Source organism: Streptomyces sp. P9(2023) (genome assembly GCF_032436795.1).
Taxonomy (GTDB): Bacteria; Actinomycetota; Actinomycetes; order Streptomycetales; family Streptomycetaceae; genus Streptomyces.
The window spans coordinates 23,657-46,125 of record NZ_JAUPWM010000030.1 but is presented as its reverse complement, the minus strand read 5'-3'; the positions used below and the strand labels follow the sequence as shown (position 1 = coordinate 46,125).

Here is a 22,469-nt window from a genome sequence, read left to right as displayed (position 1 = left end):
TCCGTGTGCGGGTGACACGGCAGTACCCACCGTGTTCGGTCAGTTCTCCCAATCGCCTTCCCCGACGGCGCCCCACCCGTACTCTGATGCACAGCGCCGGTGGGGGCCGGCGCGCATCAGGGGGCGAGGCCAGTCGGGTACGGCGCCCGGGACGGGGTAGCAGTCACTGCACGGCGGCGGCCGTGCCATCGACGGACCCCTCGTCCCCGGCGCCGTACCCGCGCCGGTTCCCGTTCCTCGACACTTGGGGGTGTCCGTGGCTCGTATCCGGGTCCTCGTGGTGGACGATCACCGCATCTTCGCCGAGTCGCTGGCCGCCGCCCTCGCGGCGGAGCCCGACGTCGACGTCTCCGCCGCGGGCAGCGGCCCGGCCGCGCTGCGCTGCCTGGACCGGTCCGTCGCCGAGGCGCGGCGGTACGACGTGATGCTGGTCGACGCCGACCTGGGCACGGTCGCCGGCTCGCCCGGCGGGCTCACGGTCGCCCAGGCCGTCACGGACCACGGGGAGCCCGTCGTCGACGGCATCTCCCTGGTCGCCGGTGTCCGTTCGGCGCAGCCCGCCGTCCGTACGGTCGTCCTCGGCGAGAAGGACGACCCGCACCGGGCCGCGCTCGCGCTGCAGGCCGGGGCCTCGGGCTGGGTGGCCAAGGACTGCTCGCTGCAACGGCTCCTGGCGGTGATCCGGGGCGTCCTGCGCGACGAGACGCATCTGCCGCCCGCGCTGCTCACTGGTGTCCTGCGGGAGTTGACGGCGGCCCGCAAGCACCGCACCGAGAGCGAGCAGCTGGTGGAGTCGCTGACCCCGCGCGAGCGCGAGGTGCTGCGCTGCATGGTGGCGGGCCTGGGCCGCAAGGCGGTCGCCGAGCGGCTGTTCCTCTCCCCGCACACCGTCCGTACGCACATGCAGAACGTGCTGGGGAAGCTGGGCGTGCACTCCACGCTCGCCGCGGTCGCGCTGGCGCGCAGGGCCGGGGTCGGACCCGCCGACCTAGCCGGGGATGTTGTCGAACGGGGCGGTCAGCTGGCGTAGCAGCGCCGCCAGTTCGCCGCGATCGGTGCGGGAGAGCTGGGCCAGGATGGCCCGCTCCTGGGCGAGCAGTCCGGCGAGCGCCTGGTCGGCCCGGTCGCGGCCCTCGGGGGTCAGCCGGACCAGCACCCCGCGCCGGTCGCTGGGGTCGGGCAGCCGCTCGACCAGGCCCTTCTTGGTGAGCCGGTCGATCCGGTTGGTCATGGTGCCCGAGGTGACCAGCGTCTGGGTGAGGAGCTGGCCGGGGGAGAGCTGGTACGGGGCGCCGGCGCGGCGCAGCGACGTGAGGACGTCGAACTCCCAGGGCTCCAGCTGGTGCTCGGCGAAGGCGAGCCGACGGGCGCGGTCGAGGTGGCGGGCGAGCCGTGAGACGCGGCTCAGCACCTCGAGCGGTTCCACGTCGAGGTCCGGGCGCTCGCGGCGCCATGCAGCGACCAACCGGTCGACCTCGTCCTCCATGACGATCAGTGTAGAGGGTCTGTTGACATAAAGTCTCTTGACGTCAAGATATATTCGGATGGACTATGGGGAAGGACCGGGCCGGGACTTAGTTCCGCTTCGGCAGCTCGTTCCAGCAAGGGGGCTCGAACATGTATTCCGCACCATCCTCAGCGTCCACAGCACCTACCTGGGATCCCCAGCAGTACCTGCGGCATTCCGGCCACCGCACACGTCCGTTTCTCGACCTGCTCTCCCGAATACCGCTTCTTCCCTCCGCGGGCACTCCCGCCCGGATCGCGGATCTCGGCTGCGGCCCCGGCAATGTGACCGTCCTGCTCGCCGACCGCTGGCCCGATGCCCACATCACCGGCTTCGATCTCTCTCCCGACATGCTGGAACGGGCCGAGAAGGACTGGGCCGGCACCACCTCCGGCGGCGGCTGGCTCGACTTCCGGCCCGCCGACGCCGCCCACTGGACCCCCGAAGAGCCCTACGACCTGATCGTCTCCAACGCCGCCCTGCAGTGGGTCCCCAACCACCCCGAGTCCTTCGGTCCGTGGGTCGACGCCCTCAAGCCCGGCGGCACGTTCGCCTTCCAGGTCCCCGGCAACTTCACCGCGCCCAGCCACGCCCTGCTCGGCGAACTCTGCGACATGCCCCAGTGGCGCGACCGGCTCGACGGCGAGGGCCGCCGTTTCGTCCACATCCTCGAACCCTCCGACTACCTCCTGCGCCTCACCGAACTCGGCTGCGCGACCGAGGTCTGGGAGACCACCTACTCCCAGCTCCTCACCGGCGAGGACCCGGTCCTCGACTGGGTCAAGGGCACCGCGCTGCGCCCCGTCCTGACCGCCCTGGAGGGCGACCAGGCGGCGACGGACGCCTTCCTCACCCAGTACCGCGACCTGCTGCGCGCCGCCTACCCGCCGGGCCCGCACGGCACGGTCTTCCCGTTCCGCCGCATCTTCGCGATGGCGACGAAGCCGGCGTGACGGGGGCAGCGTTACGCCCCGCGTTACGCACTGCGGCACGCCCCGCGTTACGCACCGCGCCACGCACTGCGTCACGCACACGAAGACGCCCCGCACCGGTCCTCCGGTGCGGGGCGCCTCACGTGTACGTCACGCGCGCGTACGTCACGCGCGTGTGCGGTTACGACATCGCGTTGTAGATATTGAAGCCGTAGCCGATCTTGGTCCGCGCGGTGAACTTGTTCGGGGAGGTGTTCAGGTAGCGGTACAGGTCGCCCGCCGAGTCCACGCCCAGCAGGTCGCCCTTGCCGTCGGCGTTCAGGTCGCCCGGCGCGACCAGCTGGCGGTACGTGTTCCAGCCGCTGCCGATCTTCACCCGCGCCTTGAACGGCGTCGCAGCGACACCCGTGCCCGGGTGCAGGTACAGGTCGCCGCCCGAGGTGCGGGCCACGACGTCGGCGCGGCCGTCGCCCGTGTAGTCGCCGGCGCCGAGGATCTTGTTGTACGAGCCCCAGCCGCCGCCGACCTTCACCTTGGACGCGAACCCGGTGCCGTACCCGTTGCCCCGGTACAGGTACAGGTTGCCGGAGCCGTCCCGGGCCAGCAGGTCGCCCTTGCCGTCGCCGCTCAGGTCGCCGGGGCCGACGAGCGTGTTGTACACGCCCCAGCCGCCGCCGAGGTAGGCGTCCCCGATGTAGAGGCCGCCCTGGTAGACCACCGCGACGTCGGACGCGCCGTCCGGGTCCAGGGAGGACAGGTGTGTGAAGTTGATGCCCGCGAAGACACCCTCGTCGCTGGACTGGTTGCGTGCGCCGAGCAGGCCCGTGGTCCGGCTGCCGTACCAGAACAGTGTGCCGGCCGAGTTCCGCGCCTGGACGCCTTCCTTGTTGCCGGTGACCGGGATGTTGCCCGCCCCGCCGAACTGCGGGACTCCGGCCCAGCCGCCCGCGTCGCTGATCTGCTGACGGGCGCTCAGGGTGCCGTCACCCCTGCCGGTGTAGTACCAGAGCGTGCCGGCCGTGTCGCGGGCGATCAGCTCGCCGTTCCCGTCGCCGTTGTCGTCGCCGACGGACAGGATCTGGTTGTAGATGTTCCAGCCGGTGCCGATCTTCACCTTCGCGGCGAACGGCCCGGTCTTGTCGCCCTGGCCGGCGTAGAACCAGAGGTTGCCGGCGGTGTCGCGGGCGATCAGGTCGGCCCAGCCGTCGCCGTTGTTGTCTCCGATACCGAGGAGCTGGTCGAACATGTTCCAGCCGCCGCCGAGAGGCATCCGCGCGGCGAACGGCGCGCTGCGGTCGCCGGTGGCGAAGTACAGGTACAGGTTGCCGCTGTGGTCACGGGCGACGAGGTCGGCCCGGCCGTCGTCGTTCACGTCGCCCGGCGCGACGATCTTGTTGTAGATCTGCCAGCCGCGACCCGTCCAGGCCTCGCCCGCGCCGGTGGGCGTGGCGTCCGTGTACAGGGTGAGCGCACCCTGCTCCGAGAGCATCAGGACCTCGGGGCCGCCGGCCTCAGCGTCCTGGTTGCCGATCGGGATGATGTCCTTCGCGGGCTCCGAGCGGTAGACGGAGAACGGCTCCGTGCCCGCGGTGGTGTAGAACTCGCCGCCCCAGGTGCGGTAGATCAGGTCGCCGTTGCCGTCGCCGTCGAAGTCCGAGAGCTGCGGGGACGCGCCGACCTCGGCCGCCGCGGCACCCGCGCGGGCGCCGTCCGTCGTCGGCCGCGTCAGCGTCGGCGGGGTGAAGGCGGGCGCCGGCTTCTTGACGGCCGGAAGCGGCGCCGGCGGCTCGTCGGCCGAGGCCGGGGTCGCGAGCAACATGCCCGCGGAGAGTACGAGAGCGGTGCAGGCCGCGATGCGGCGCGCGCGCGTGGAGTGCACAGAACGCAAAAAGATCCCCCCCAGGGATCAGAGAACAACGGGCCGGGCGCAGGGGTCCGCGGCGCCTCCGTACGGTAGAAAGCGCGTACGCAGGGCGAACACTCCCCCCGGATGTGGAGGGGAGCATACCTCTGTTCGACGACACGGGATCAACGGATATGCCCGGCAACCACGGAACGCCCGGACTGCCGGGGCGCGGCACTCGCGGCGCCCCGGCGGTCCGGGCGTTCTGGGAATTCGGGCGTTCCGGCGGTAGGCCCGTCAGTTCTTGCGGTGCCCTATCAGCCGTGGCTTCTGCTCCAGGCCGTCCAGGCCGTGCCACGCCAGGTTCACCAGATGCGCCGCGACCTCCGCCTTCTTCGGCTTACGGACGTCCAGCCACCACTGACCCGTCAGCGCCACGCTCCCCACCAGCGCCTGCGCGTACAGCGGCGCCAGCTTCGGGTCGAAGCCCCGCGCCTTGAACTCCAGGCCCAGGATGTCCTCCACCTGCGTCGCGATATCGCTGATCAGCGACGCGAAGGTGCCCGTCGACTGCGCCACCGGCGAGTCCCGGACCAGGATCCGGAAACCGTCCGTGTACCGCTCGATGTAGTCGAGCAGCGCGAACGCCGCCTGCTCCAGGAGCTCCCGCGGATGCCCGGCCGTCAGGGCCCCGTTCACCATCTCCAGGAGCTGCCGCATCTCCCGGTCGACCACGACCGCGTACAGCCCCTCCTTGCCGCCGAAGTGTTCGTACACCACCGGCTTCGAGACCCCGGCCTTCGCCGCGATCTCCTCCACCGACGTGCCCTCGAAGCCCTTCTCGGCGAAGAGCGTCCGGCCGATGTCCAGCAGCTGCTCCCGGCGCTCCGCGCCCGTCATCCGCACCCGGCGGCCGCGCCGGGGCTTGTTCTCGCTGCTTCCGGTACCCCCGGTACCGCTGGTACTGCCGTCGATCGCCACGTTCTCCATCATGCCGCGTCGACGGGCTCGCCCCGGCGCCGGGCTTCGATCCGGGCGGCGTTCGGCCAGCGCACGTCGTACGCCCAGCCGAGCATCTCGAACCAGCGGATCAGCCGGGCGCTGGAGTCGACCTGGCCGCGCAGCACCCCGTGCCGCGCCGACGTCGGGTCCGCGTGGTGCAGGTTGTGCCAGGACTCGCCGCACGACAGCACCGCCAGCCACCACACGTTGCCCGAACGGTCCCGGGACTTGAACGGCCGCTTGCCGACCGCGTGACAGATCGAGTTGATCGACCACGTCACGTGGTGCAGCAGCGCGACCCGGACCAGCGAGCCCCAGAAGAACGCCGTGAAAGCGCCCCACCACGACATCGTCACCAGACCGCCGACCAGCGGCGGGATCGCGAGCGACAGCATCGTCCAGTAGATGAAGTCGCGGGAGATCCGGCGGATCGCCGGGTCCTTGATCAGATCCGGCGCGTACTTGGCCTGCGGCGTGCGCTCCTCGTCGAACATCCAGCCGATGTGCGCCCACCACAGGCCCTTCATCAGCGCCGGCACCGTCTCGCCGAACCGCCACGGCGAGTGCGGGTCGCCCTCCGCGTCGGAGAACTTGTGGTGCTTGCGGTGGTCCGCCACCCACCGCACCAACGGGCCCTCCACCGCGAGCGACCCCATGATCGCCAGGGCGATCCGCAGCGGCCGCTTCGCCTTGAACGAGCCGTGCGTGAAGTACCGGTGGAACCCGATCGTGATGCCGTGGCAGCCGACGTAGTACATGACCACGAGCAGCGCCAGGTCGAGCCAGCTCACCCCCCAGCCCCAGACCAGCGGCACGGCCGCCAGGAGCGCCAGGAAGGGCACCGTGATGAACAGCAGCAGCGCGATCTGCTCGATCGATCGTTTGCTGTCCCCGCCGAGCGTGGCGGGGGGCAGATCGGAGAGGTCCGGGTCGGTGGGTTCGAGCACCTCGGGGCTGGAGGTCATGGGTGTCCCCTGGGGGGTGAGGGTGAGGGTGAAGGAGCCGTGGCTACGGGACCGTAACCTACGGCGACGTAAGTATGGCAGCGCCGGGCCGCGCGGCAAGAGGGCACACGAGGGGCTGCGAGGTGTCCAAGGGATGGACACCTATCCTGTGTGCGTCGGACAGCGCGGTCCGCAAGCCTCCAGTACCCCTCCAGATGTGCCCGAACACTGCAAGGAGCCGCACCTGTGAGCAGTGCCGACCAGACCCCCACCGCCAGTGCCGAGCTGCGTTCCGACATCCGCCGACTGGGCGATCTGCTGGGCGAGACGCTCGTCCGCCAGGAGGGACACGAGCTTCTCGACCTCGTCGAGAAGGTCCGCCGGCTCACCCGCGAGGACGGCGAGGCCGCCGCCGAGCTGCTCGGCGAGACCGACCTGGAGACCGCCACCAAGCTGGTGCGCGCCTTCTCCACCTACTTCCACCTGGCCAACGTCACCGAGCAGGTGCACCGCGGCCGCGAGATGCGCGAGAAGCGCGCCGCCGAGGGCGGCCTGCTCGCCCGTACGGCCGACATGCTCAAGGACGGCGACCCGCAGCACGTCCGCGACACGGTACGGAACCTCAACGTACGGCCGGTCTTCACCGCGCACCCCACCGAGGCCGCCCGCCGCTCGGTCCTCAACAAGCTCCGCCGGATCGCCGCGCTCCTGGAGACCCCGGTCATCGAGGCCGACCGGCGCCGCGTCGACCTGCGGCTCGCCGAGAACATCGACCTCATCTGGCAGACCGACGAGCTCCGGGTCGTCCGCCCCGAGCCCGCCGACGAGGCCCGCAACGCCATCTACTACCTCGACGAGCTGCACGCCGGCGCCGTCGGCGACGTCCTGGAGGACCTCGCCGCCGAGCTGGAGCGCGTCGGCATCGAGCTGCCCGCCGGCACCCGCCCGCTGACCTTCGGCACCTGGATCGGCGGCGACCGCGACGGCAACCCGAACGTCACCCCGCAGGTCACCTGGGACGTGCTGATCCTCCAGCACGAGCACGGCATCACCGACGCCCTCGAACTCGTCGACTTCCTGCGCGGCCTGCTCTCCAACTCCATCCGCTACACCGGCGCCACGGAGGAACTCCTCACCTCCCTCCAGCGCGACCTGGAGCGCCTCCCGGAGATCAGCCCCCGCTACAAGCGGCTCAACGCCGAGGAGCCGTACCGCCTCAAGGCGACCTGCATCCGGCAGAAGCTCGTCAACACCCGCGAGCGCCTCGCCCAGGGCACCCCGCACCAGGAAGGCCGCGACTACCTCGGCACCGCCGAGCTGATCCACGACCTCACCCTGATCCAGACCTCGCTGCGCGAGCACCGCGGCGGCCTCTTCGCCGACGGCCGGATGGACCGCACCATCCGCACCCTGTCCGCGTTCGGCCTCCAGCTCGCCACCATGGACGTCCGCGAGCACGCCGACGCCCACCACCACGCGCTCGGCCAGCTCTTCGACCGGCTCGGCGAGGAGTCCTGGCGGTACGCGGACATGCCCCGCGACTACCGGCAGAAGCTGCTCGCCAAGGAGCTGCGGTCCCGTCGCCCGCTCGGCCCCACCCCGGCCCCGCTGGACGCCGCCGGACAGAAGACCCTCGGCGTGTTCGGCACCGTCAAGGAGGCCTTCGAGCGGTTCGGCCCCGAGGTCATCGAGTCGTACATCATCTCGATGTGCCAGGGCGCCGACGACGTCTTCGCCGCCACCGTCCTCGCCCGCGAGGCCGGCCTCATCGACCTGCACGCCGGCTGGGCCAAGATCGGCATCGTGCCGCTCCTGGAGACCACCGACGAGCTCAAGGCCGCCGACGTCATCCTCAACGACATGCTGGCCGACCCCTCGTACCGCCGCCTCGTCTCGCTGCGCGGCGACGTCCAGGAGGTCATGCTCGGCTACTCCGACTCCTCCAAGTTCGGCGGCATCACCACCAGCCAGTGGGAGATCCACCGCGCCCAGCGCCGGCTGCGCGACGTCGCCCACCGTTACGGCGTACGCCTCCGGCTCTTCCACGGCCGCGGCGGCACCGTCGGCCGAGGCGGCGGCCCCTCGCACGACGCGATCCTCGCCCAGCCCTGGGGCACCCTGGAGGGCGAGATCAAGGTGACCGAGCAGGGCGAGGTCATCTCCGACAAGTACCTGATCCCGTCCCTGGCCCGGGAGAACCTCGAACTGACCGTCGCCGCCACCCTGCAGGCCTCCGCCCTGCACACCGCGCCGCGCCAGTCCGACGAGGCCCTCGCCCGCTGGGACGCGGCCATGGACACCGTCTCGGACGCCGCCCACACGGCGTACCGGCGTCTGGTCGAGGACCCGGACCTGCCGTCGTACTTCTTCGCGGCGACCCCGGTCGACCAGCTCGCCGACCTGCACCTGGGCTCACGCCCCTCGCGCCGCCCGGACTCCGGCGCGGGCCTGGACGGCCTGCGCGCCATCCCGTGGGTGTTCGGCTGGACCCAGTCCCGGCAGATCGTCCCCGGCTGGTACGGCGTGGGATCGGGTCTCAAGGCCCTGCGCGAGGCAGGCCTCGACGCCGTCCTCGGCGAGATGTACGAGCGCTGGCACTTCTTCCGCAACTTCCTCGCCAACGTCGAGATGACGCTCGCCAAGACCGACCTGCGGATCGCCCGCCACTACGTCGACACGCTGGTGCCGGACGAGCTCAAGCACGTCTTCGCCACCATCGAGGAGGAGCACGCGCTCACCGTCGCCGAGGTCCTGAAGGTGACGGGCGGCCAGACGCTCCTGGAAGCCAACCCGGTGCTCCAGCAGACCTTCGGCATCCGCGACGCCTACCTGGACCCGATCTCGTACCTCCAGGTCGCCCTGCTGGCCCGCCAGCGGGCCGCCGCCGAGCGCGGCGAGGACCCGGACCCGCTGCTCGCCCGGGCCCTGCTGCTCACGGTGAACGGCGTGGCGGCCGGCCTGCGCAACACCGGCTGAACGCCTGGCCCGTACGTGACGGTGCCCCTGCCCGAATCCATGGATTCGGGCAGGGGCACCGTCGTTGGTACGTGGTTCCTACGGGGTTCAGCCCTGGGCCTTGCGGCGGCGCAGGACCAGGACGGAACCGGCGCCCGCGAGGGCGAGGGCCGCGGCGGCGATGATGCCGACGGGCGCGGAGGAACCGGTCTCGGCGAGGTCACCGGTGGCCGAGTCGGTACCGGTGGAGGCGGACGGGGCCGCGCCGGGCGTCTCGGTGCTGCCCGGCGTGCCGGGAGTCGCCGACTCGCTCGGGGTGCCGGAGGGGTTCTCCGTACCCGGGGTCTCCGTGCCGGGAGTCTCGGTACCGGGGGACTCGGTCCCGGGGGTCTCCGTGCCCGGCGTCTCGCCGGGAGTGGGCTCGCCGGGCGGGCAGTCGGTCTTGAAGACCTTGTGCTTGGCCCGGCCGTTCTCGCCCTCCCAGTTCCAGAACAGCTTGTACTGGCCGTTCGGGAGCGTCATGTCCTCGGTGCGCTCTTGGCCGTCCGCGTCGAGCGTGATGAGGCCCGACTTGACCGTCGTGCCCTTGTCCTGGTCGTTGTTGGCCCAGGCCTCGATGCGCCAGTTGACCTTCTGGCCGGCGTCGAAGCCGAAGGCGTCGAGGTAGAACGCGCAGACCTTGGGCTCGTTCTTACGGAGCTCCTCGCCGGTCTTGGCGTCGTGGATCTTCACGGTGCCGTTGTCGCCTTGCTTGCCCGTGGCCGAAGCGGCCGGGGCCAGCACGAGAGAGCCCGCCATGGCCGCGATGAGCGCGCCGGCGGGAATGAGGGATCGTCGCATGTGCAGTCGTCCATCTGGGATGAGGGATGCCGTGGGGGGCGGCGGCCGAAGCCTATCCGCCTCTTTAAGTCACGTTTAACCCACGGGTCATAACAATCAGAGAGCGAAGAACGTCCCCACCAGCAACAGGGCACCCACACCCGCCATCGACCACGCCGTCCGCGTCAGCCGCAACCCGCCCCCGATCAACGGCGCCGCCAACAGCAGCGCCCCGCCCAGCGGGAGCCAGGCGTGCAGACCGCCGCCCCACCCCGTACGCACCGCCTCGCTCGTCCCCGGCTTCACGACCACCGGCAGCGTCTGCCCCTTGGCGGCCGCCACCGAACGGTCGATGGTCAGCGTCGTGTGCACCGACGGAGGACCGGACGGCACATAACGGCCGCTGCACGTCTCCTCGTTGCAGCCGGTCACCGCCAACGTGCCGTGCTCACGGCCCTTGGACAGCAGGACATGCTGCGCCGTCCCCCACGACGACCAGGCTCCCGCGACGAGGAGCAGCAGGGCGACCAGGGCCATGGCGGCGTTACGGGCGTGCGTCATGACCCGCGATCGTACAGTCGTACCGCGAACCGTCGGTGGCCAGGAGAAATGTCAGGAGTTGTACGCCGACTGCGCGCGCTCCAGACCCTCCGCCACCAGGCACTCGACGGAGTCCGCCGCCCGGTCCACGAAGTAGTCGAGCTCCTTGCGCTCCGTCGAGGAGAAGTCCTTCAGGACGAAGTCCGCGACCTGCATCCGGCCCGGCGGACGACCGATGCCGAACCGCACCCGGTGGTACTCCGCGCCCATCGCCTTCGTCATCGACTTCAGGCCGTTGTGACCGTTGTCGCCACCGCCGATCTTCACCCGCAGCACCCCGTAGTCGATGTCCAGCTCGTCATGGATCGCCACGATGTGCGCCGTCGGCACCTTGTAGAAGTCCCGCAGTGCCGTCACCGGACCGCCCGACAGGTTCATGTACGACATCGGCTTCGCCAGGATCACCCGGCGGTTGGCCGGCCCGACCGGACCCATCCGGCCCTCGACGACCTGCGCCTGCGCCTTCTGCGCCCGCTTGAACTTGCCGCCGATCCGGTCGGCGAGCAGGTCCACCACCATGAAACCCACGTTGTGGCGGTTGGCCGCGTAATCGGGCCCCGGGTTGCCGAGGCCGACGATCAGCCAGGGGGCGTTCGCGTCGTCCGTCATGTGCGTCTGGTCTCCTCGTGTGCGTACACGGATGCGTACACGGATGCGTACACGTATGCGTGCAGAAGAAACGGGGTGACGGGCCGCACGGCCCATCACCCCGTCACGTCAGGCAGAGCCTACGGCTCAGGCCTCGGCGCCCTCGGTGGCCTCGCCCTCGGCACCCTCGGCGGCCGGCTCCTCGGCCTGCGCGGCCAGGATCTGGATGGCGACGGCGTCGGCGTCGGTCACCAGCGTGGTGCCCTTCGGCAGCGCGATGTCCTTGGCGAGGATGGAGGCACCGGCCTCCAGGCCCTGGATGGAGACCGTGACGGACTCGGGGATGTGGGTGGCCTCGGTCTCGACGGAGAGCGTGTTCAGCACGTTCTCGACGAGGAAGGTACCCGGGGCGAGCTCACCCTCGGTCTCGATGACGACCTCGACGGTGACCTTCTCGCCGCGCTTCACGAGGATCAGGTCGACGTGGACCAGGGAACCCTTGATCGCGTCACGCTGGACGGCCTTCGGGATCGCCAGCTCGTTCTTGCCCTCGATGTCCAGGGAGAGCAGGACGTTCGGGGTACGCAGGGCGAGCAGCAGCTCGTGGCCCGGCAGGGTGACGTGGACCGGCTCGGTGCCGTGACCGTAGAGAACGCCGGGAACCTTGTTCTCGCGGCGGACGCGGCGCGCGGCGCCCTTGCCGAAGTCGGTGCGGGTCTCGGTGGCGAGCTTGATCTCGGACATGTGCACTCCTCGTAGATGGTGACGAACGTGGCTGTCACCCGGCCACGACTGGCGGTGGCCTGCTACGAAGAGCGCGTCGATAACGGACCGCCGTACCTCACCGGGTACGGCCTCCCTCGCCGAGCAACTACGGCAGTCTACCGGCCACCCGCGCCACCACCCAATTGGATCACCCGGAGCACGAGAAAGGCCCGCTTCCCGAGGGAAGCGGACCTTCGTCGAAAGACTGTCGGTGAGACTGTCAGTGCTCCTCGAAGAGGCTCGTCACCGAACCGTCCTCGAACACCTCACGCACCGCACGCGCGATCGTCGGCGCGATCGACAGGACCGTGATCTTGTCCAGGTCCAGCGAACCCGGCACCGGCAGCGTGTCCGTGAAGATGAACTCGCTCACCTTGGAGTTCTTCAGACGGTCCGCGGCCGGCCCCGACAGGATGCCGTGCGTGGCCGTCACGATGACGTCCTCGGCACCGTGCGCGAAGAGCGCGTCGGCGGCGGCGCAGATCGTGCCACCCGTGTCCACCATGTCGTCCACCAGGACACAGACACGGCCACGGACGTCACCGACGACCTCGTGGACCGTCACCTGGTTGGCGACGTCCTTGTCACGACGCTTGTGCACGATCGCCAGCGGCGCGTCCAGACGGTCGCACCAGCGGTCCGCCACCCGCACACGGCCGGCGTCCGGGGAGACGATCGTCAGCTTCGAACGGTCGACCTTGCCGCCCACGTAGTCCGCGAGGACCGGCAGCGCCGACAGGTGGTCCACCGGGCCGTCGAAGAAGCCCTGGATCTGGTCCGTGTGCAGGTCCACCGTGAGGATGCGGTCCGCACCCGCGGTCTTCAGCATGTCCGCCACCAGACGGGCCGAGATCGGCTCACGGCCACGGTGCTTCTTGTCCTGACGGGCGTAGCCGTACGACGGGATGATCACGGTGATGCTCCGCGCGGAGGCCCGCTTCAGAGCATCGAGCATGATCAACTGCTCCATGATCCACTTGTTGATCGGAGCCGTGTGGCTCTGGATCAGGAAGCAGTCCGCGCCACGAGCCGACTCCTGGAAACGAACGTAGATCTCGCCGTTCGCGAAGTCGAAAGCCTTGGTCGGCACGAGGCCGACACCCAGCTGGTGTGCGACCTCCTCGGCCAGCTCGGGGTGGGCGCGGCCGGAGAAGAGCATCAGCTTCTTCTCGCCGGTCGTCTTGATCCCGGTCACAGCACTGTCTCCTCAGACGTGTCCCCTGGCCGCGAATCCCGCGCTCCCGTGCGCGTGTGCGAGCCAGCCGAATTTATGTGCACGTATCACGGTACGCCGAGTTCGACGCACCTGTTTCCGGTCAGCTTTCGCCGGCCGGCTCCTCAGCGGCGGCCTGAGCTGCCTGCGCGGCAGCACTGCCCGGACGCTTCCGCGCCACCCAACCCTCGATATTCCGCTGCTGGCCACGGGCGACAGCGAGCGAACCGGCCGGCACGTCCTTCGTGATGACGGAGCCGGCAGCGGTGTACGCGCCGTCCCCGATCGTGATGGGTGCCACAAACATGTTGTCCGACCCGGTCCGGCAGTGGGACCCGATCGTGGTGTGGTGCTTCGCCTCACCGTCGTAGTTCACGAAGACGCTCGCCGCGCCGATGTTCGTGTACTCGCCGATGGTCGCGTCGCCCACGTAGGAGAGGTGCGGAACCTTCGTCCCCTCGCCGATCGTGGCGTTCTTCATCTCCACATACGTCCCGGCCTTGGCCTTCAGGCCGAGATTCGTCCCCGGACGGAGATAGGCGAACGGCCCCACGGAGGCGCTCTCACCGATGACGGCGGAGTCGGCGACCGTGTTGTCCACCCGGGCACCCTTGCCGACCCGCGTGTCCTTCAGCCGCGTGTTCGGCCCGACCTCGGCGTCCTCGCCGATGTGCGTCGCGCCGAGCAGCTGCGTACCCGGGTGGATGACGGCGTCCCGCTCGAACGTCACGGTGACGTCGACGAAGACGGAGGCGGGGTCGACGACCGTGACACCGGCGGTCATGGCCCGCTCAAGGAGCCGCTGATTGAGCAGCGCGCGCGCCTCGGCAAGCTGCACCCGGTTGTTGATCCCGAGGATCTCGCGGTGATCGCCGGCGACGGAGGCGCCGACCCGGTGACCGGCCTCGCGGAGGATCGACAGCACATCGGTGAGGTACTCCTCGCCCTGGCTGTTGTCCGTCCGCACCTTGCCGAGCGCGTCGGCGAGCAGCCGCCCGTCGAACGCGAACACGCCGGAGTTGATCTCCATGATGGCGCGCTGCTCGTCGGAGGCGTCCTTGTGCTCCACGATCGCGGTCACGGCACCCGAGGCGTCCCGGACGATGCGCCCGTAGCCGGTGGAGTCCGGCACCTCGGCGGTCAGCACGGTGACGGCGTTGCCGTCGGCGGCGTGGGTACCGGCGAGGGCCTTCAGGGTCTCCCCGGAAAGCAGCGGCGTGTCGCCGCACACGACGACGACGGTTCCGTCGGGCGCCTGACCCAGCTCCTCGAGACCCATACGGACGGCGTGACCGGTGCCGTTCTGCTCGTACTGGACGGCGGTACGGGTACCGGCGTAGTGCGCGTCGAGATGCGCGGTGACCTGCTCACGGGCGTGCCCGACGACCACGACGAGGTGCTCGGGCGCCAGCTCACGCGCGGCGGACACGACGTGCCCGACAAGGGAACGTCCGGCGATTTCGTGCAGGACCTTGGGGGTCTTCGACTTCATGCGGGTGCCCTCACCCGCTGCGAGGACGACGACGGCGGCCGGGCGGTTGGCGCTCACGGGAATGCCCTTCGGCTTCGGGTGGTGGACACCCGCAGGATACCGGGGGGTTTTGGGGCGGACATGAGTGCGGGTCCTGACGGTGAGGTCAGGACCCGAACCTAGCGAGCTCCCGGAGAAGGACTCGAACCCTCATTCAATGGACCAAAACCATTTGTCCTACCTTTAGACGATCCGGGATGGTTCGCCCTCTATGTCCGATTTCCCGAGGGGGATGCCGGAGCAGCCCCTACTATGCCGTACCACCAGCCTTCGACGCGACGGTAGAGCTCTGCACTCTGGCGGACTTGGATCACCAGGCAGCCTCGGTACTCCGCGTCGGTGTTCTTGCGGTTGGTCTTCGGGTTGTGCTTCTTGAGCGAGGTCTTGTTGAAGGAGGCGGCGCCCATGCCGACCAGCTCGGCCCAGAAGCGCTCCGCTGCCCCGACATCGGCCGTCTCGTGGATGTGCACGTAGAAGCGCAACCGCTCGTCCTCGACGCCGATGAGTCGAAGCCAGTCGAGGAAGAGCTTGATCATGTTCGGGTCGCTGTTGACGAAGGTGATTCGTTCCTGGCGGCGGTGAGGTTTGGACTTCGTTCCCTCGGCCCAGTACAGCGCGACGCCCAGCAGGAACAGCTCGCGGTCGGTCACCGCGCCGATCTCGCCGGCGGCCATCTGCTTGGTCCGGCAGCGCTCCTCCTCGCGTCGCCGCAGCGTGACCTCCCATCCCCGCCGGGCGATCGCCGACGCCTCCTCGCGCGTACGCTTCCGCTCCGGTTTCGGGAGGTCGCGGACCCACAGGGAGATCGAGCTCTTCGAGCAGCCCAGTTCGACCTGGATCTGGTCGTACGTCATGCCCTGGGCCCGTAGCTCACGGGCGCGGGCCCGGAGGTCGTCCTTCGCGTTCGGGCGCTTGGTCCAGTCCGGGGGCGGTTCTCCCTTCACGAGGCGGTTCAGGATGTCGTTGTTGTGGATGCCGCGGCGGTCGCGGATCTGGCGCAGGCTGAGGCCCTCGCGGCGTAACGCGATCGCCTGCTCGCGCAGGCTCTCGAAGTCCGCGTACCTGCTCGTGGTGGATGTCATATGAACACCGTCGTCCGGAATGCGGACGTCCGGGTCGAAAGCCTGGGCGATTCAGTAGTTCGAGGGACTGGTGTGTGTACGCGGTTGACGTGCGGCGGTTCGGCGTCGCGCACTCTTCGGAAAATGACTGGCCGCCGCCCGTACGCTGGTGGGCATGACCGCAACGGGGGCACACCAGGACGCGACGGGCATGACGCCCAGCGGCCGGTGGTGGTGGGGAAGACGGCGTAGCGCGGTGCTCGACATAGGCCTGGCGGCCGTGTCGTCGCTGGAGTGCGGGATCGAGGGGGTCGCCTTCGCCGACAAGGCGGGGTTGCCGGTGCCCCTGGGGGTGCTGTTCGGGCTGATCATCGGTTCCGTGCTGCTCGTGCGGCGCCGGTGGCCGATGGTCGTGGTCCTTGTCTCGATCGCGGTGACGCCCGCCGAGATGGGCTATCTGATGGGGATCGTCGGGCTGTACACGCTCGCCGCTTCCGAGGTGCCCCGCCGGATCACGGCCGCGCTGGCCGGTATGTCGACGGTCGCCGTCTTTCTGGTGACGGTGCTGCGGGTGCGGCAGGACGTGGCGCAGGCCGATGCCGGGCAGCCGGATTTCGATCCCAGTGACTGGTACATCCCGGTCGTCTCGATCTTCCTGACCCTGGGGCTGAACGCGCCTCCGGTTCTGTTCGGCCTGTACATAGGGGCGCGGCGCCGGCTCATGGAGAGTCTGCGGGAGCGTGCGGACAGTCTGGAGCAGGAGTTGTCGCTGCTGGCGGACCGGGCGGAGCAGCGGGCGCAGTGGGCGCGGCAGGAGGAGCGGACGCGGATCGCGCGGGAGATGCACGACGTGGTGGCGCACCGGGTGTCGTTGATGGTGGTGCATGCGGCGGCGTTGCAGGCGGTGGCGTTGAAGGATCCGCAGAAGGCGGTGAAGAACGCGGCGCTGGTCGGTGACATGGGGCGGCAGGCGTTGACGGAGTTGCGGGAGATGTTGGGGGTGCTGCGGGAGGGTGCGGCGCAGTCTCCCGCGGTGGCGGCGTCGCCGGTTCCGTTGGCTGCGGTCGGGCGGGCGGCTGCGGCCGCTGCCGAGGCGGCGTCGGAGGAGGGGCCGTGTCTGGACGCGCTGGAGGAGTTGGTCGAGCAGTCGCGGCAGGCGGGTGCGGTCGTGGAGCTGACGGTGCTGGGTGAGGCGCGGGTGTACGCGGCGGAGGTGGAGCGCACGGCGTACCGGGTGGTCCAGGAGGCGCTGACGAACGTGCACAAGCACGCGGCGGGCGCCAAGGTCGTGGTCCGGCTCGCGCATCGGGAGGCGGAGGTCGCGATGCAGGTCGAGAACGGCCCGTCGGACGCGGAGGCCGCGGACGCGCATCTGCCGAGTGGCGGTAACGGCCTGGTCGGCATGCGGGAGCGGGTGACGCGGCTGGGCGGGGTGTTCGTGTCGGGACCGACGGACGGGGGCGGGTTCCGGGTGTCGGCGGTGCTGCCGGTGGGGGAGCCGGCGGCGTAGCTCGGATATCGGATCCGATATATGGGATCCAGGACATTGGATCCACGGCGTGGGGTCCGAGGCGTTGGTCAGGGGTATTGGATCCAGGATTTTGGATCCAAGGTATTGGTGCCCGGAATTGGATCCGATGGCGTCGTCTTCTGTTCGGGGTGGATCCCGGATATTGGATCCGATGTGGGCGGCCGTCCGCGGCATTGGATCTTGGATATCGGATCCAATCTCCTGGATCCGGGATATCGGATCCCCCGCCCGCCGTTTCTAGCCCGTCACCAACCTCGTCGGCTGTGTTCCCGTGACCAGTGTCGACAGGGCCGCGTCGATGTCGCGGCCGAGGAACCAGTCGCCGGTGTGGTCGAGGCCGTATACCCGGCCCTCCATGTCGATCGCGAGGACGGCCTGGTGTTCGCCCTCCTCGCCCAGGGGGGCGATCTCCGTGTCCAGGGCGCGGCCGAGGTCGGACAGGGTGCGGGCCAGGTGGAGGCCGGCCAGGGGGTCGAAGTGGAGGGTGGCCGGGGCGATCTGGCGGCCCGTGCCGGGGGCCGTGACGTGGAGTCCGCCGAATTCGGCCCATGCCTCGACGGCCGCCGGGAAGACGCTGTGCCGGTGGCCGCCGGGGGAGACGTGGGCGCGGAGCGCGTCGGCCCACTGTTCGGCGAGCTTGATGTCCCAGCGGCCGGGCTGCCAGCCCGCTTCGCGGAGGGCGGCGTCGACGTTGACCGGGAAGCGGGTGGTGCTCAGGTGGTCGGGCATGAAGGTGCGGTCAGCCGTTCTCGACAGTCGAGGTGGGGTCGACGGTGCGGACACCGAAGTGCGCGAGCATCGCCGTACAGGAGCGGCAGGGCGCGGCGTAGCTGCCGTGCAGCGGGTCGCCGTCCTCGCGGATGCGGCGCGCCGTGAGTTTGGCGTGCTTGAGCGAGCGCCGTGCCTCGCCTTGGGTGAGGGGCTTGCGCTGCGCGCGCTTGGAGCGGCCCGTCTCCGTGGCGGTGAGGTGCCGCGAGAGCAGGATCGCCTCGGGGCAGCGTCCGGTGAAGCGTTCGCGCTGGCCGCTGGTGAGGGTGTCCAGGAAGTCCTGGACGAGCGCGTGCAGGGTGGGCGGCTGGTCGCCGCGGCCGGCGGTGCAGGTGAGGGTGGTCTCGCCCCGTACGGACAGTGCGGCGCCGACGGTGGGGAGGATGCCGTCGCGGCGGAAGCGCAGTAACGGGGCGCGGCTGGGCTCGGTGCTGCTCCAGTTGAGGCGTGGGTCACCCTGCGTGGGCGTCGGTGCTGCGTACATGGTGCGTTTCTTCCCCTCCTGCAATCCCCCGAGTTGCTGGAACAGAGTGCCAAATGGGACGCCTCATGTGGAAGCGGGGTACTCGATCGGGTCGTCGGTGTGTCGTAACTATCGCCGGGGTGTCATCCCGTCGTGACACTTGGTCACCGGTTGTGGCCGTGGGGTGGGCGGGGGGATCGGGCCGGGTCGGGGGGTTGTGGCACCGCATAGGCTGTGCGGAATCAGCCAGCAGCCAGCGCAGGGGGCAACCGCCATGACGACAGGTCGGCTCGGGCATCACGCCGCGCCACCGAACGCGGCTTACGCCGGGCAGGTCGTGCACTTCCCGGACCCGGTCCGGGCTTCCCGGCACCCCAGAGGGGTGCGGGTGGACGAACACGGCTATCCGGACTTCTCGCCGTACGCCAGGGCGGCGGCGGAGATCGCCGATCCGCCGGAGGGTTTCGGCGTCGACGAGCTGCGGCTGACGGACTACGTGTCGGCGAACGCGGCGCTCGCCGCGACCGGGCACGAGCTGTGGGACACGATTCCGCCGGTGGCGACCCCGCACGGCTGGACCTGGCACCACGTGGCGGGCGGCCGGCGGATGGAGCTGGTCCCGGTCGAGGTGAAGGCGTTGCTGCGGCACCACGGCGGGATCGCGACGGCCGCCGTCGAGCATGGCAAGCGCGGCACGCGCCCGCTCCAGGAGACCCGCCCCGCCCACTTCGGGCTGCCGAAGGGTCTGGTGTCGGTGACCGAACAGCAACTGCTCGGTGTGGAGGAGGACTTGGGGTACCGCCTGCCGGGCGCGTACCGCTCCTTCCTGAAGGCCGCGGGCGGTTGCGCGCCGGTCGGCGCCGCGCTGGACGCGGAGCTGGGGCTGCTGCTCGACCAGCCGTTCTTCACGGTGCGCGATGAGGCGGGGGTCAATGACCTCGTCTACGTCAACAAGTGTCTGCGCGACCACCTGACGAAGGACTATCTGGGCGTCGGTTTCGTCCAGGGCGGCATCCTGGCGGTGAAGGTCAAGGGTGACCGGGTCGGGACGGTGTGGTTCTGCGCCTACGACGACGCCCGGGACGCCGGTGAGGCGGCCGGGCGGTGGAGTGTGGGCGAGCGCGTGGAGCGGCTGCTGCTGCCGTGCGGCGAGGACTTCGACGCGTTCCTGCAGCGGCTCGCGGGCAATCCGCCGGAGCTGGAGACGGTGGCGAACCTGATGGTGGACGGCGGCTTCGCGCGCGCCGTGCCCGTGGTCCCGGTGGGGGAGTGAACTGGCTGTGGTGACGTTCGCGCAGGCGCAGGAGCGCGCCGAGGAATGGATCAACGGTGATGTGCCGTCGTACCAGCACCGGGAGGTGCGGGTGCGGGAGTTCGGGCTCGGGTTCGTGGTCTGGGCGGAGGACCGTGAGGGCGGTCCGGTCTCGGACGGCGGCCGGCAGCGGCTGGTCATCGCCCGGGACAGCGGCGAGGCGACGCTGTGGCCGGGGCTGCCGGTGGGTGAGGTGATCCGGCGGTACGAGGAGGAGTACGGCGCTGTCGAGGACGAGCCGGGTGCGGGCGCGCCGCCCGCGCCGCCGGAACGGGTCGATCTGAACGCGACGTCGTTCCTGCTGACCCCGCCGGAGTGGTTGCAGGACGCGGCGGACAAGCTGGGCCTGGAGCCGAAGGGCCCGAACGCGTCGCAGGCGGGCGGGAGTTCGTCGACGCCGGACGCCACGGCCGACGCTTCGCCGTCCCCGGAGGCGGAGGCGAGGGCGGCGGTGGAGACGGAGGCCGAGGCGGGCGCCGACCCCGTTGCCCCTGTTGCCCCCGTGGCCCCGGTTCCCCCCGTTGCCGCCGGGGCGTCGGAGCGGCGGTCGGTCGATTACGAGCCGACGGCGAAGTCGCCGGTGGGCAGCAGCCCGTGGGCGGACGCCAACGCGAGTTCGGGCGGTGCGGACGGGTCCGTACCGCTGCCGGCGACGGTCTTCGCGCCGGCCCTGTCGGGCGCGGACGACGACGACACGCCGCTTCCCGTGGTGGGCGCGGACGCGCCGACGGCCCTGATGTCGGGCGGCAGCGCGCTGCCGCCGACGGCGATCGCCCAGGCCCTCGACCCGAACGCCCCGCCGCCGCCCGGCGCCGACGCGCCTCCGTACGCGCAGCCGTACGCGCCGGGTCCTCCCGCCGCTCCTCCGGCGCCCGGTGCGCCCGGGGACACGCCCGCCCCCGGCGCGCCCACGCCGCCGCCCGCGCCCGGGGTTCCCGGGTCCGGGCCCATGGCAGGGTCCGGCTCCATGGCCGGGTCCGGGGACATCGCCGATGCGGCGACGAGCAAGGCCGTGCTGCCGCCGCGTGGGGCGCGGGGCAGCGGGGGGAATCCCCCTCCGCCGCCGCAGGCGCCGGGGGTTCCCGGTACGCCCCCGGGTGGGTACGTACGGACGCAGTTGGTGTCCCAGCTCGGACCCGACGGCCCCCAGCCTCCCGGCCCGCCCGGCCCGCCCGGCCAGCCCGGCCCGCCCGGTCCCCCCAGCCCTCCCGGCGCTCCCGCTCCGCCCACGCCTCCGCAGCCGGTGCACCAGGCCGCGACCATGCTCGCGCACCCGAGTCAGGGTGGGCCGGGTACGCCGCCGCCCCCGCCCGCGCCGCCGGGCATGCCCGGCGCGCCCGGAGTGCCGGGCGGGTCCGACGGTGCCGGTGGCGGTGTCGCGTACGCGGCGACGATGCTCGCGCAGCCCGGGCCCGGCGCGCCCGTCCCGCCTGGACCGCCCGGTGCGCCTGGCGCACCCGGCACGCCCGGGACCCCGCCCGGTGGGGTGCACCACGCGGCGACGATGCTGGCGCAGCCGGGCCCGGGTGGCCCGGGTGGGCCGCCGGCTCCGCCCGGACCGCCGCCGTCCCTGCAGGGTGCGCCGCAGGCGCCGCCCGCGTACGGCTATCCGCAGCAGCCGACCGGTCAGCCGACCGTCGGTCCCGGCTACCAGGCCGTGCTGCGGTACCGCGCGCCGGACGGTTCCGAGGCGCAGATCATCCGCCGGTCCGCTCCCGGTACTCCGCACCCCGAGTGGCAGATCCTGCACGAGCTGCGCGCGATGAACGTGCCGCCGCAGCAAGTGCTCGAACTGCACACGGAGTTGGAGTCCTGCGAGCTGCCCGGTGGTTACTGTGCCCGGATGATCCGGGAGACCTGGCCGCAGGCGCGGATCACCAACATCGCGCCGTACGGCCGGGATCACGCGGGCCGTCAGCAGGGTATGCGGCAACTCCTCACCCACCAGGGCGAGTTGCATCAGGTCGCGGACGGTCCGGCCCGGCCCGCGCCGGTACGGGCTCCGCTGCCGCAGATGCAGCCCGCGCCGCCGATCCCCCCGGAGGGGATCGCGCAGGAGATGGCCGGTGCCTTCGGGCCCGGTGTCTGCCGGTTCGACCAGCGGGGCGTGTCCCGGCAGGGCGTGCCCGAGATCGTCGCGCTGACGCTCGTATGGGCGGGTCTGCCGGCCGACTTCGGTCCGTTCTTCTGGGCGCAGCCGGCCCAGCCGGTGGTGCCGACGCTCGCGGAGCTGGCGGCGCAGCGGCAGGTCCAGCCGGCGTCGGACGCGGGTTCGTACCTGGTGATCGGCTCGGACTTCGGGCGGGCGCTCTGCGTCCAGTACGGGACCGCGCACATCGTGGCCGTACCGGTCGAGGCCGGTCCGGGGGGTGCGCCGGTGCCGCCGCAGTTCGTGAACAGCGGGCTGCCGGAGTTCGCCCGTTCGATGGCGCTGCTCGGCCGGATGTGGCGGCTGCGGTTCGGGCTCAACCCCGAGCAGGCGGGCCGCTGGACGGTCGACTTCCAGGCGCAGTTGGCGATGCTGGACCCGGCGGCACTGGCGTCTCCGGAGAACTGGTGGTCGGTGCTCCTGGAGCAGATGTGGGACGGCCTGCTGTAGGCCGAATGAGATCAAAGGCGCCCGATGTGGACGACA

Annotated in this window: 19 protein-coding genes and 1 tRNA gene; 6 read left to right on the top strand and 14 right to left on the bottom strand. The window is 70.9% G+C overall.

Translation table 11 applies throughout. From position 1 onward, the window contains the following. Positions 1–256 precede the first annotated feature (256 nt). On the top strand, positions 257–1,030 hold the full coding sequence (locus Q5762_RS28215) for a response regulator transcription factor (protein ID WP_315895069.1): 774 nt from the start codon (positions 257–259) through the stop codon (positions 1,028–1,030). Here the strand turns inward: Q5762_RS28215 and Q5762_RS28210 are convergent. Continuing rightward, entirely contained in the window at positions 989–1,486 is a 498-nt protein-coding gene (locus Q5762_RS28210; RefSeq protein ID WP_315895068.1) for a MarR family transcriptional regulator, read from the bottom strand. The two genes, Q5762_RS28215 and Q5762_RS28210, sit on opposite strands and share 42 nt — an antisense overlap. A gap of 131 nt (positions 1,487–1,617) precedes the next feature. On the opposite strand from Q5762_RS28210, the gene Q5762_RS28205 reads away from it, so the two are divergent. Beyond that, positions 1,618–2,460, top strand: a complete 843-nt coding sequence (locus Q5762_RS28205) for a trans-aconitate 2-methyltransferase (protein WP_315895067.1) — start codon at positions 1,618–1,620, stop codon at positions 2,458–2,460. A 160-nt stretch (positions 2,461–2,620) separates the two neighbouring features. Here the strand turns inward: Q5762_RS28205 and Q5762_RS28200 are convergent, their stop codons facing one another. From Q5762_RS28200 to Q5762_RS28190, 3 genes are all read right to left on the bottom strand, one after another. Next, complete coding sequence (locus tag Q5762_RS28200) at positions 2,621–4,258, bottom strand: VCBS repeat-containing protein (protein ID WP_315895066.1); 1,638 nt, start codon at positions 4,256–4,258, stop codon at positions 2,621–2,623. Between the two features lie 321 nt (positions 4,259–4,579). Continuing rightward, the gene (locus Q5762_RS28195) at positions 4,580–5,275 is read right to left on the bottom strand and encodes a TetR/AcrR family transcriptional regulator (RefSeq protein ID WP_315895065.1); all 696 of its coding nucleotides are present in this window, start codon (positions 5,273–5,275) and stop codon (positions 4,580–4,582) included. Next, entirely contained in the window at positions 5,272–6,249 is a 978-nt protein-coding gene (locus Q5762_RS28190; protein ID WP_315895064.1) for a fatty acid desaturase, read from the bottom strand. Before Q5762_RS28190 ends, Q5762_RS28195 begins: the two co-directional genes overlap by 4 nt. A 225-nt stretch (positions 6,250–6,474) precedes the next feature. Here Q5762_RS28190 and ppc point away from each other — a divergent pair, with 225 nt between their 5' ends. Beyond that, a complete protein-coding gene (ppc, locus tag Q5762_RS28185) occupies positions 6,475–9,204 on the top strand; it encodes a phosphoenolpyruvate carboxylase (RefSeq protein ID WP_315895063.1) in 2,730 nt (909 codons plus the stop codon). 87 nt (positions 9,205–9,291) lie between these two features. On the opposite strand, the gene Q5762_RS28180 is transcribed toward ppc, so the two are convergent. From Q5762_RS28180 to Q5762_RS28145, 8 genes are all read right to left on the bottom strand, one after another. Beyond that, positions 9,292–10,023 (bottom strand): LPXTG cell wall anchor domain-containing protein, encoded by a 732-nt coding sequence (locus tag Q5762_RS28180; RefSeq protein ID WP_315895062.1) that lies wholly within the window; start codon positions 10,021–10,023, stop codon positions 9,292–9,294. Between the two features lie 96 nt (positions 10,024–10,119). After that, on the bottom strand, positions 10,120–10,563 hold the full coding sequence (locus tag Q5762_RS28175) for a hypothetical protein (RefSeq protein ID WP_315895061.1): 444 nt from the start codon (positions 10,561–10,563) through the stop codon (positions 10,120–10,122). 51 nt (positions 10,564–10,614) lie between these two features. Beyond that, positions 10,615–11,211 carry an aminoacyl-tRNA hydrolase gene (gene pth / locus Q5762_RS28170; protein ID WP_315895060.1) on the bottom strand — a complete coding sequence of 199 codons (597 nt, stop codon included), beginning with the start codon at positions 11,209–11,211 and terminating at the stop codon, positions 10,615–10,617. 126 nt (positions 11,212–11,337) lie between these two features. Next, positions 11,338–11,934, bottom strand: coding sequence for a 50S ribosomal protein L25/general stress protein Ctc (locus Q5762_RS28165; protein ID WP_315895059.1), 597 nt, complete (start codon positions 11,932–11,934; stop codon positions 11,338–11,340). Positions 11,935–12,175: 241 nt separating this feature from the next. Beyond that, positions 12,176–13,150, bottom strand: coding sequence for a ribose-phosphate diphosphokinase (locus Q5762_RS28160; RefSeq protein ID WP_315895058.1), 975 nt, complete (start codon positions 13,148–13,150; stop codon positions 12,176–12,178). Between the two features lie 121 nt (positions 13,151–13,271). Continuing rightward, positions 13,272–14,717: a bifunctional UDP-N-acetylglucosamine diphosphorylase/glucosamine-1-phosphate N-acetyltransferase GlmU gene (gene glmU / locus Q5762_RS28155; protein WP_315895057.1), complete on the bottom strand. Its 1,446-nt coding sequence runs from the start codon at positions 14,715–14,717 to the stop codon at positions 13,272–13,274. Between the two features lie 109 nt (positions 14,718–14,826). Beyond that, positions 14,827–14,897, bottom strand: a tRNA-Gln gene (locus Q5762_RS28150). 11 nt (positions 14,898–14,908) lie between these two features. After that, entirely contained in the window at positions 14,909–15,781 is an 873-nt protein-coding gene (locus Q5762_RS28145; RefSeq protein WP_315895056.1) for a helix-turn-helix domain-containing protein, read from the bottom strand. Positions 15,782–15,935: 154 nt separating this feature from the next. On the opposite strand from Q5762_RS28145, the gene Q5762_RS28140 reads away from it, so the two are divergent. Beyond that, positions 15,936–17,270: a histidine kinase gene (locus tag Q5762_RS28140; protein ID WP_315895055.1), complete on the top strand. Its 1,335-nt coding sequence runs from the start codon at positions 15,936–15,938 to the stop codon at positions 17,268–17,270. Positions 17,271–17,528: 258 nt separating this feature from the next. On the opposite strand, the gene Q5762_RS28135 is transcribed toward Q5762_RS28140, so the two are convergent. Next, positions 17,529–18,020 (bottom strand): SUKH-3 domain-containing protein, encoded by a 492-nt coding sequence (locus Q5762_RS28135; RefSeq protein WP_315895054.1) that lies wholly within the window; start codon positions 18,018–18,020, stop codon positions 17,529–17,531. A 10-nt stretch (positions 18,021–18,030) separates the two neighbouring features. Next, positions 18,031–18,543, bottom strand: a complete 513-nt coding sequence (locus tag Q5762_RS28130) for a YwqJ-related putative deaminase (RefSeq protein ID WP_315895053.1) — start codon at positions 18,541–18,543, stop codon at positions 18,031–18,033. Positions 18,544–18,796: 253 nt separating this feature from the next. On the opposite strand from Q5762_RS28130, the gene Q5762_RS28125 reads away from it, so the two are divergent. Continuing rightward, on the top strand, positions 18,797–19,795 hold the full coding sequence (locus Q5762_RS28125) for an SMI1/KNR4 family protein (protein ID WP_315895052.1): 999 nt from the start codon (positions 18,797–18,799) through the stop codon (positions 19,793–19,795). 7 nt (positions 19,796–19,802) lie between these two features. After that, entirely contained in the window at positions 19,803–22,433 is a 2,631-nt protein-coding gene (locus Q5762_RS28120) for an SUKH-4 family immunity protein (RefSeq protein ID WP_315895051.1), read from the top strand. Positions 22,434–22,469: the final 36 nt, after the last annotated feature.

Excerpts from the sequence above, each read along its gene's own strand:
- Q5762_RS28210 (WP_315895068.1), bottom strand. The coding sequence starts at position 1,486 with ATGGAGGACGAGGTCGACCGGTTGGTCGCTGCATGGCGCCGCGAGCGC.
- Q5762_RS28205 (WP_315895067.1), top strand. The coding sequence starts at position 1,618 with ATGTATTCCGCACCATCCTCAGCGTCCACAGCACCTACCTGGGATCCC.
- Q5762_RS28200 (WP_315895066.1), bottom strand. The coding sequence starts at position 4,258 with ATGTTGCTCGCGACCCCGGCCTCGGCCGACGAGCCGCCGGCGCCGCTT.
- Q5762_RS28195 (WP_315895065.1), bottom strand. The coding sequence starts at position 5,275 with ATGATGGAGAACGTGGCGATCGACGGCAGTACCAGCGGTACCGGGGGT.
- Q5762_RS28190 (WP_315895064.1), bottom strand. The coding sequence starts at position 6,249 with ATGACCTCCAGCCCCGAGGTGCTCGAACCCACCGACCCGGACCTCTCC.
- Q5762_RS28180 (WP_315895062.1), bottom strand. The coding sequence starts at position 10,023 with ATGCGACGATCCCTCATTCCCGCCGGCGCGCTCATCGCGGCCATGGCG.
- Q5762_RS28175 (WP_315895061.1), bottom strand. The coding sequence starts at position 10,563 with ATGACGCACGCCCGTAACGCCGCCATGGCCCTGGTCGCCCTGCTGCTC.
- pth (WP_315895060.1), bottom strand. The coding sequence starts at position 11,211 with ATGACGGACGACGCGAACGCCCCCTGGCTGATCGTCGGCCTCGGCAAC.
- Q5762_RS28165 (WP_315895059.1), bottom strand. The coding sequence starts at position 11,934 with ATGTCCGAGATCAAGCTCGCCACCGAGACCCGCACCGACTTCGGCAAG.
- Q5762_RS28145 (WP_315895056.1), bottom strand. The coding sequence starts at position 15,781 with ATGACATCCACCACGAGCAGGTACGCGGACTTCGAGAGCCTGCGCGAG.
- Q5762_RS28140 (WP_315895055.1), top strand. The coding sequence starts at position 15,936 with ATGACCGCAACGGGGGCACACCAGGACGCGACGGGCATGACGCCCAGC.
- Q5762_RS28135 (WP_315895054.1), bottom strand. The coding sequence starts at position 18,020 with ATGCCCGACCACCTGAGCACCACCCGCTTCCCGGTCAACGTCGACGCC.
- Q5762_RS28130 (WP_315895053.1), bottom strand. The coding sequence starts at position 18,543 with ATGTACGCAGCACCGACGCCCACGCAGGGTGACCCACGCCTCAACTGG.
- Q5762_RS28125 (WP_315895052.1), top strand. The coding sequence starts at position 18,797 with ATGACGACAGGTCGGCTCGGGCATCACGCCGCGCCACCGAACGCGGCT.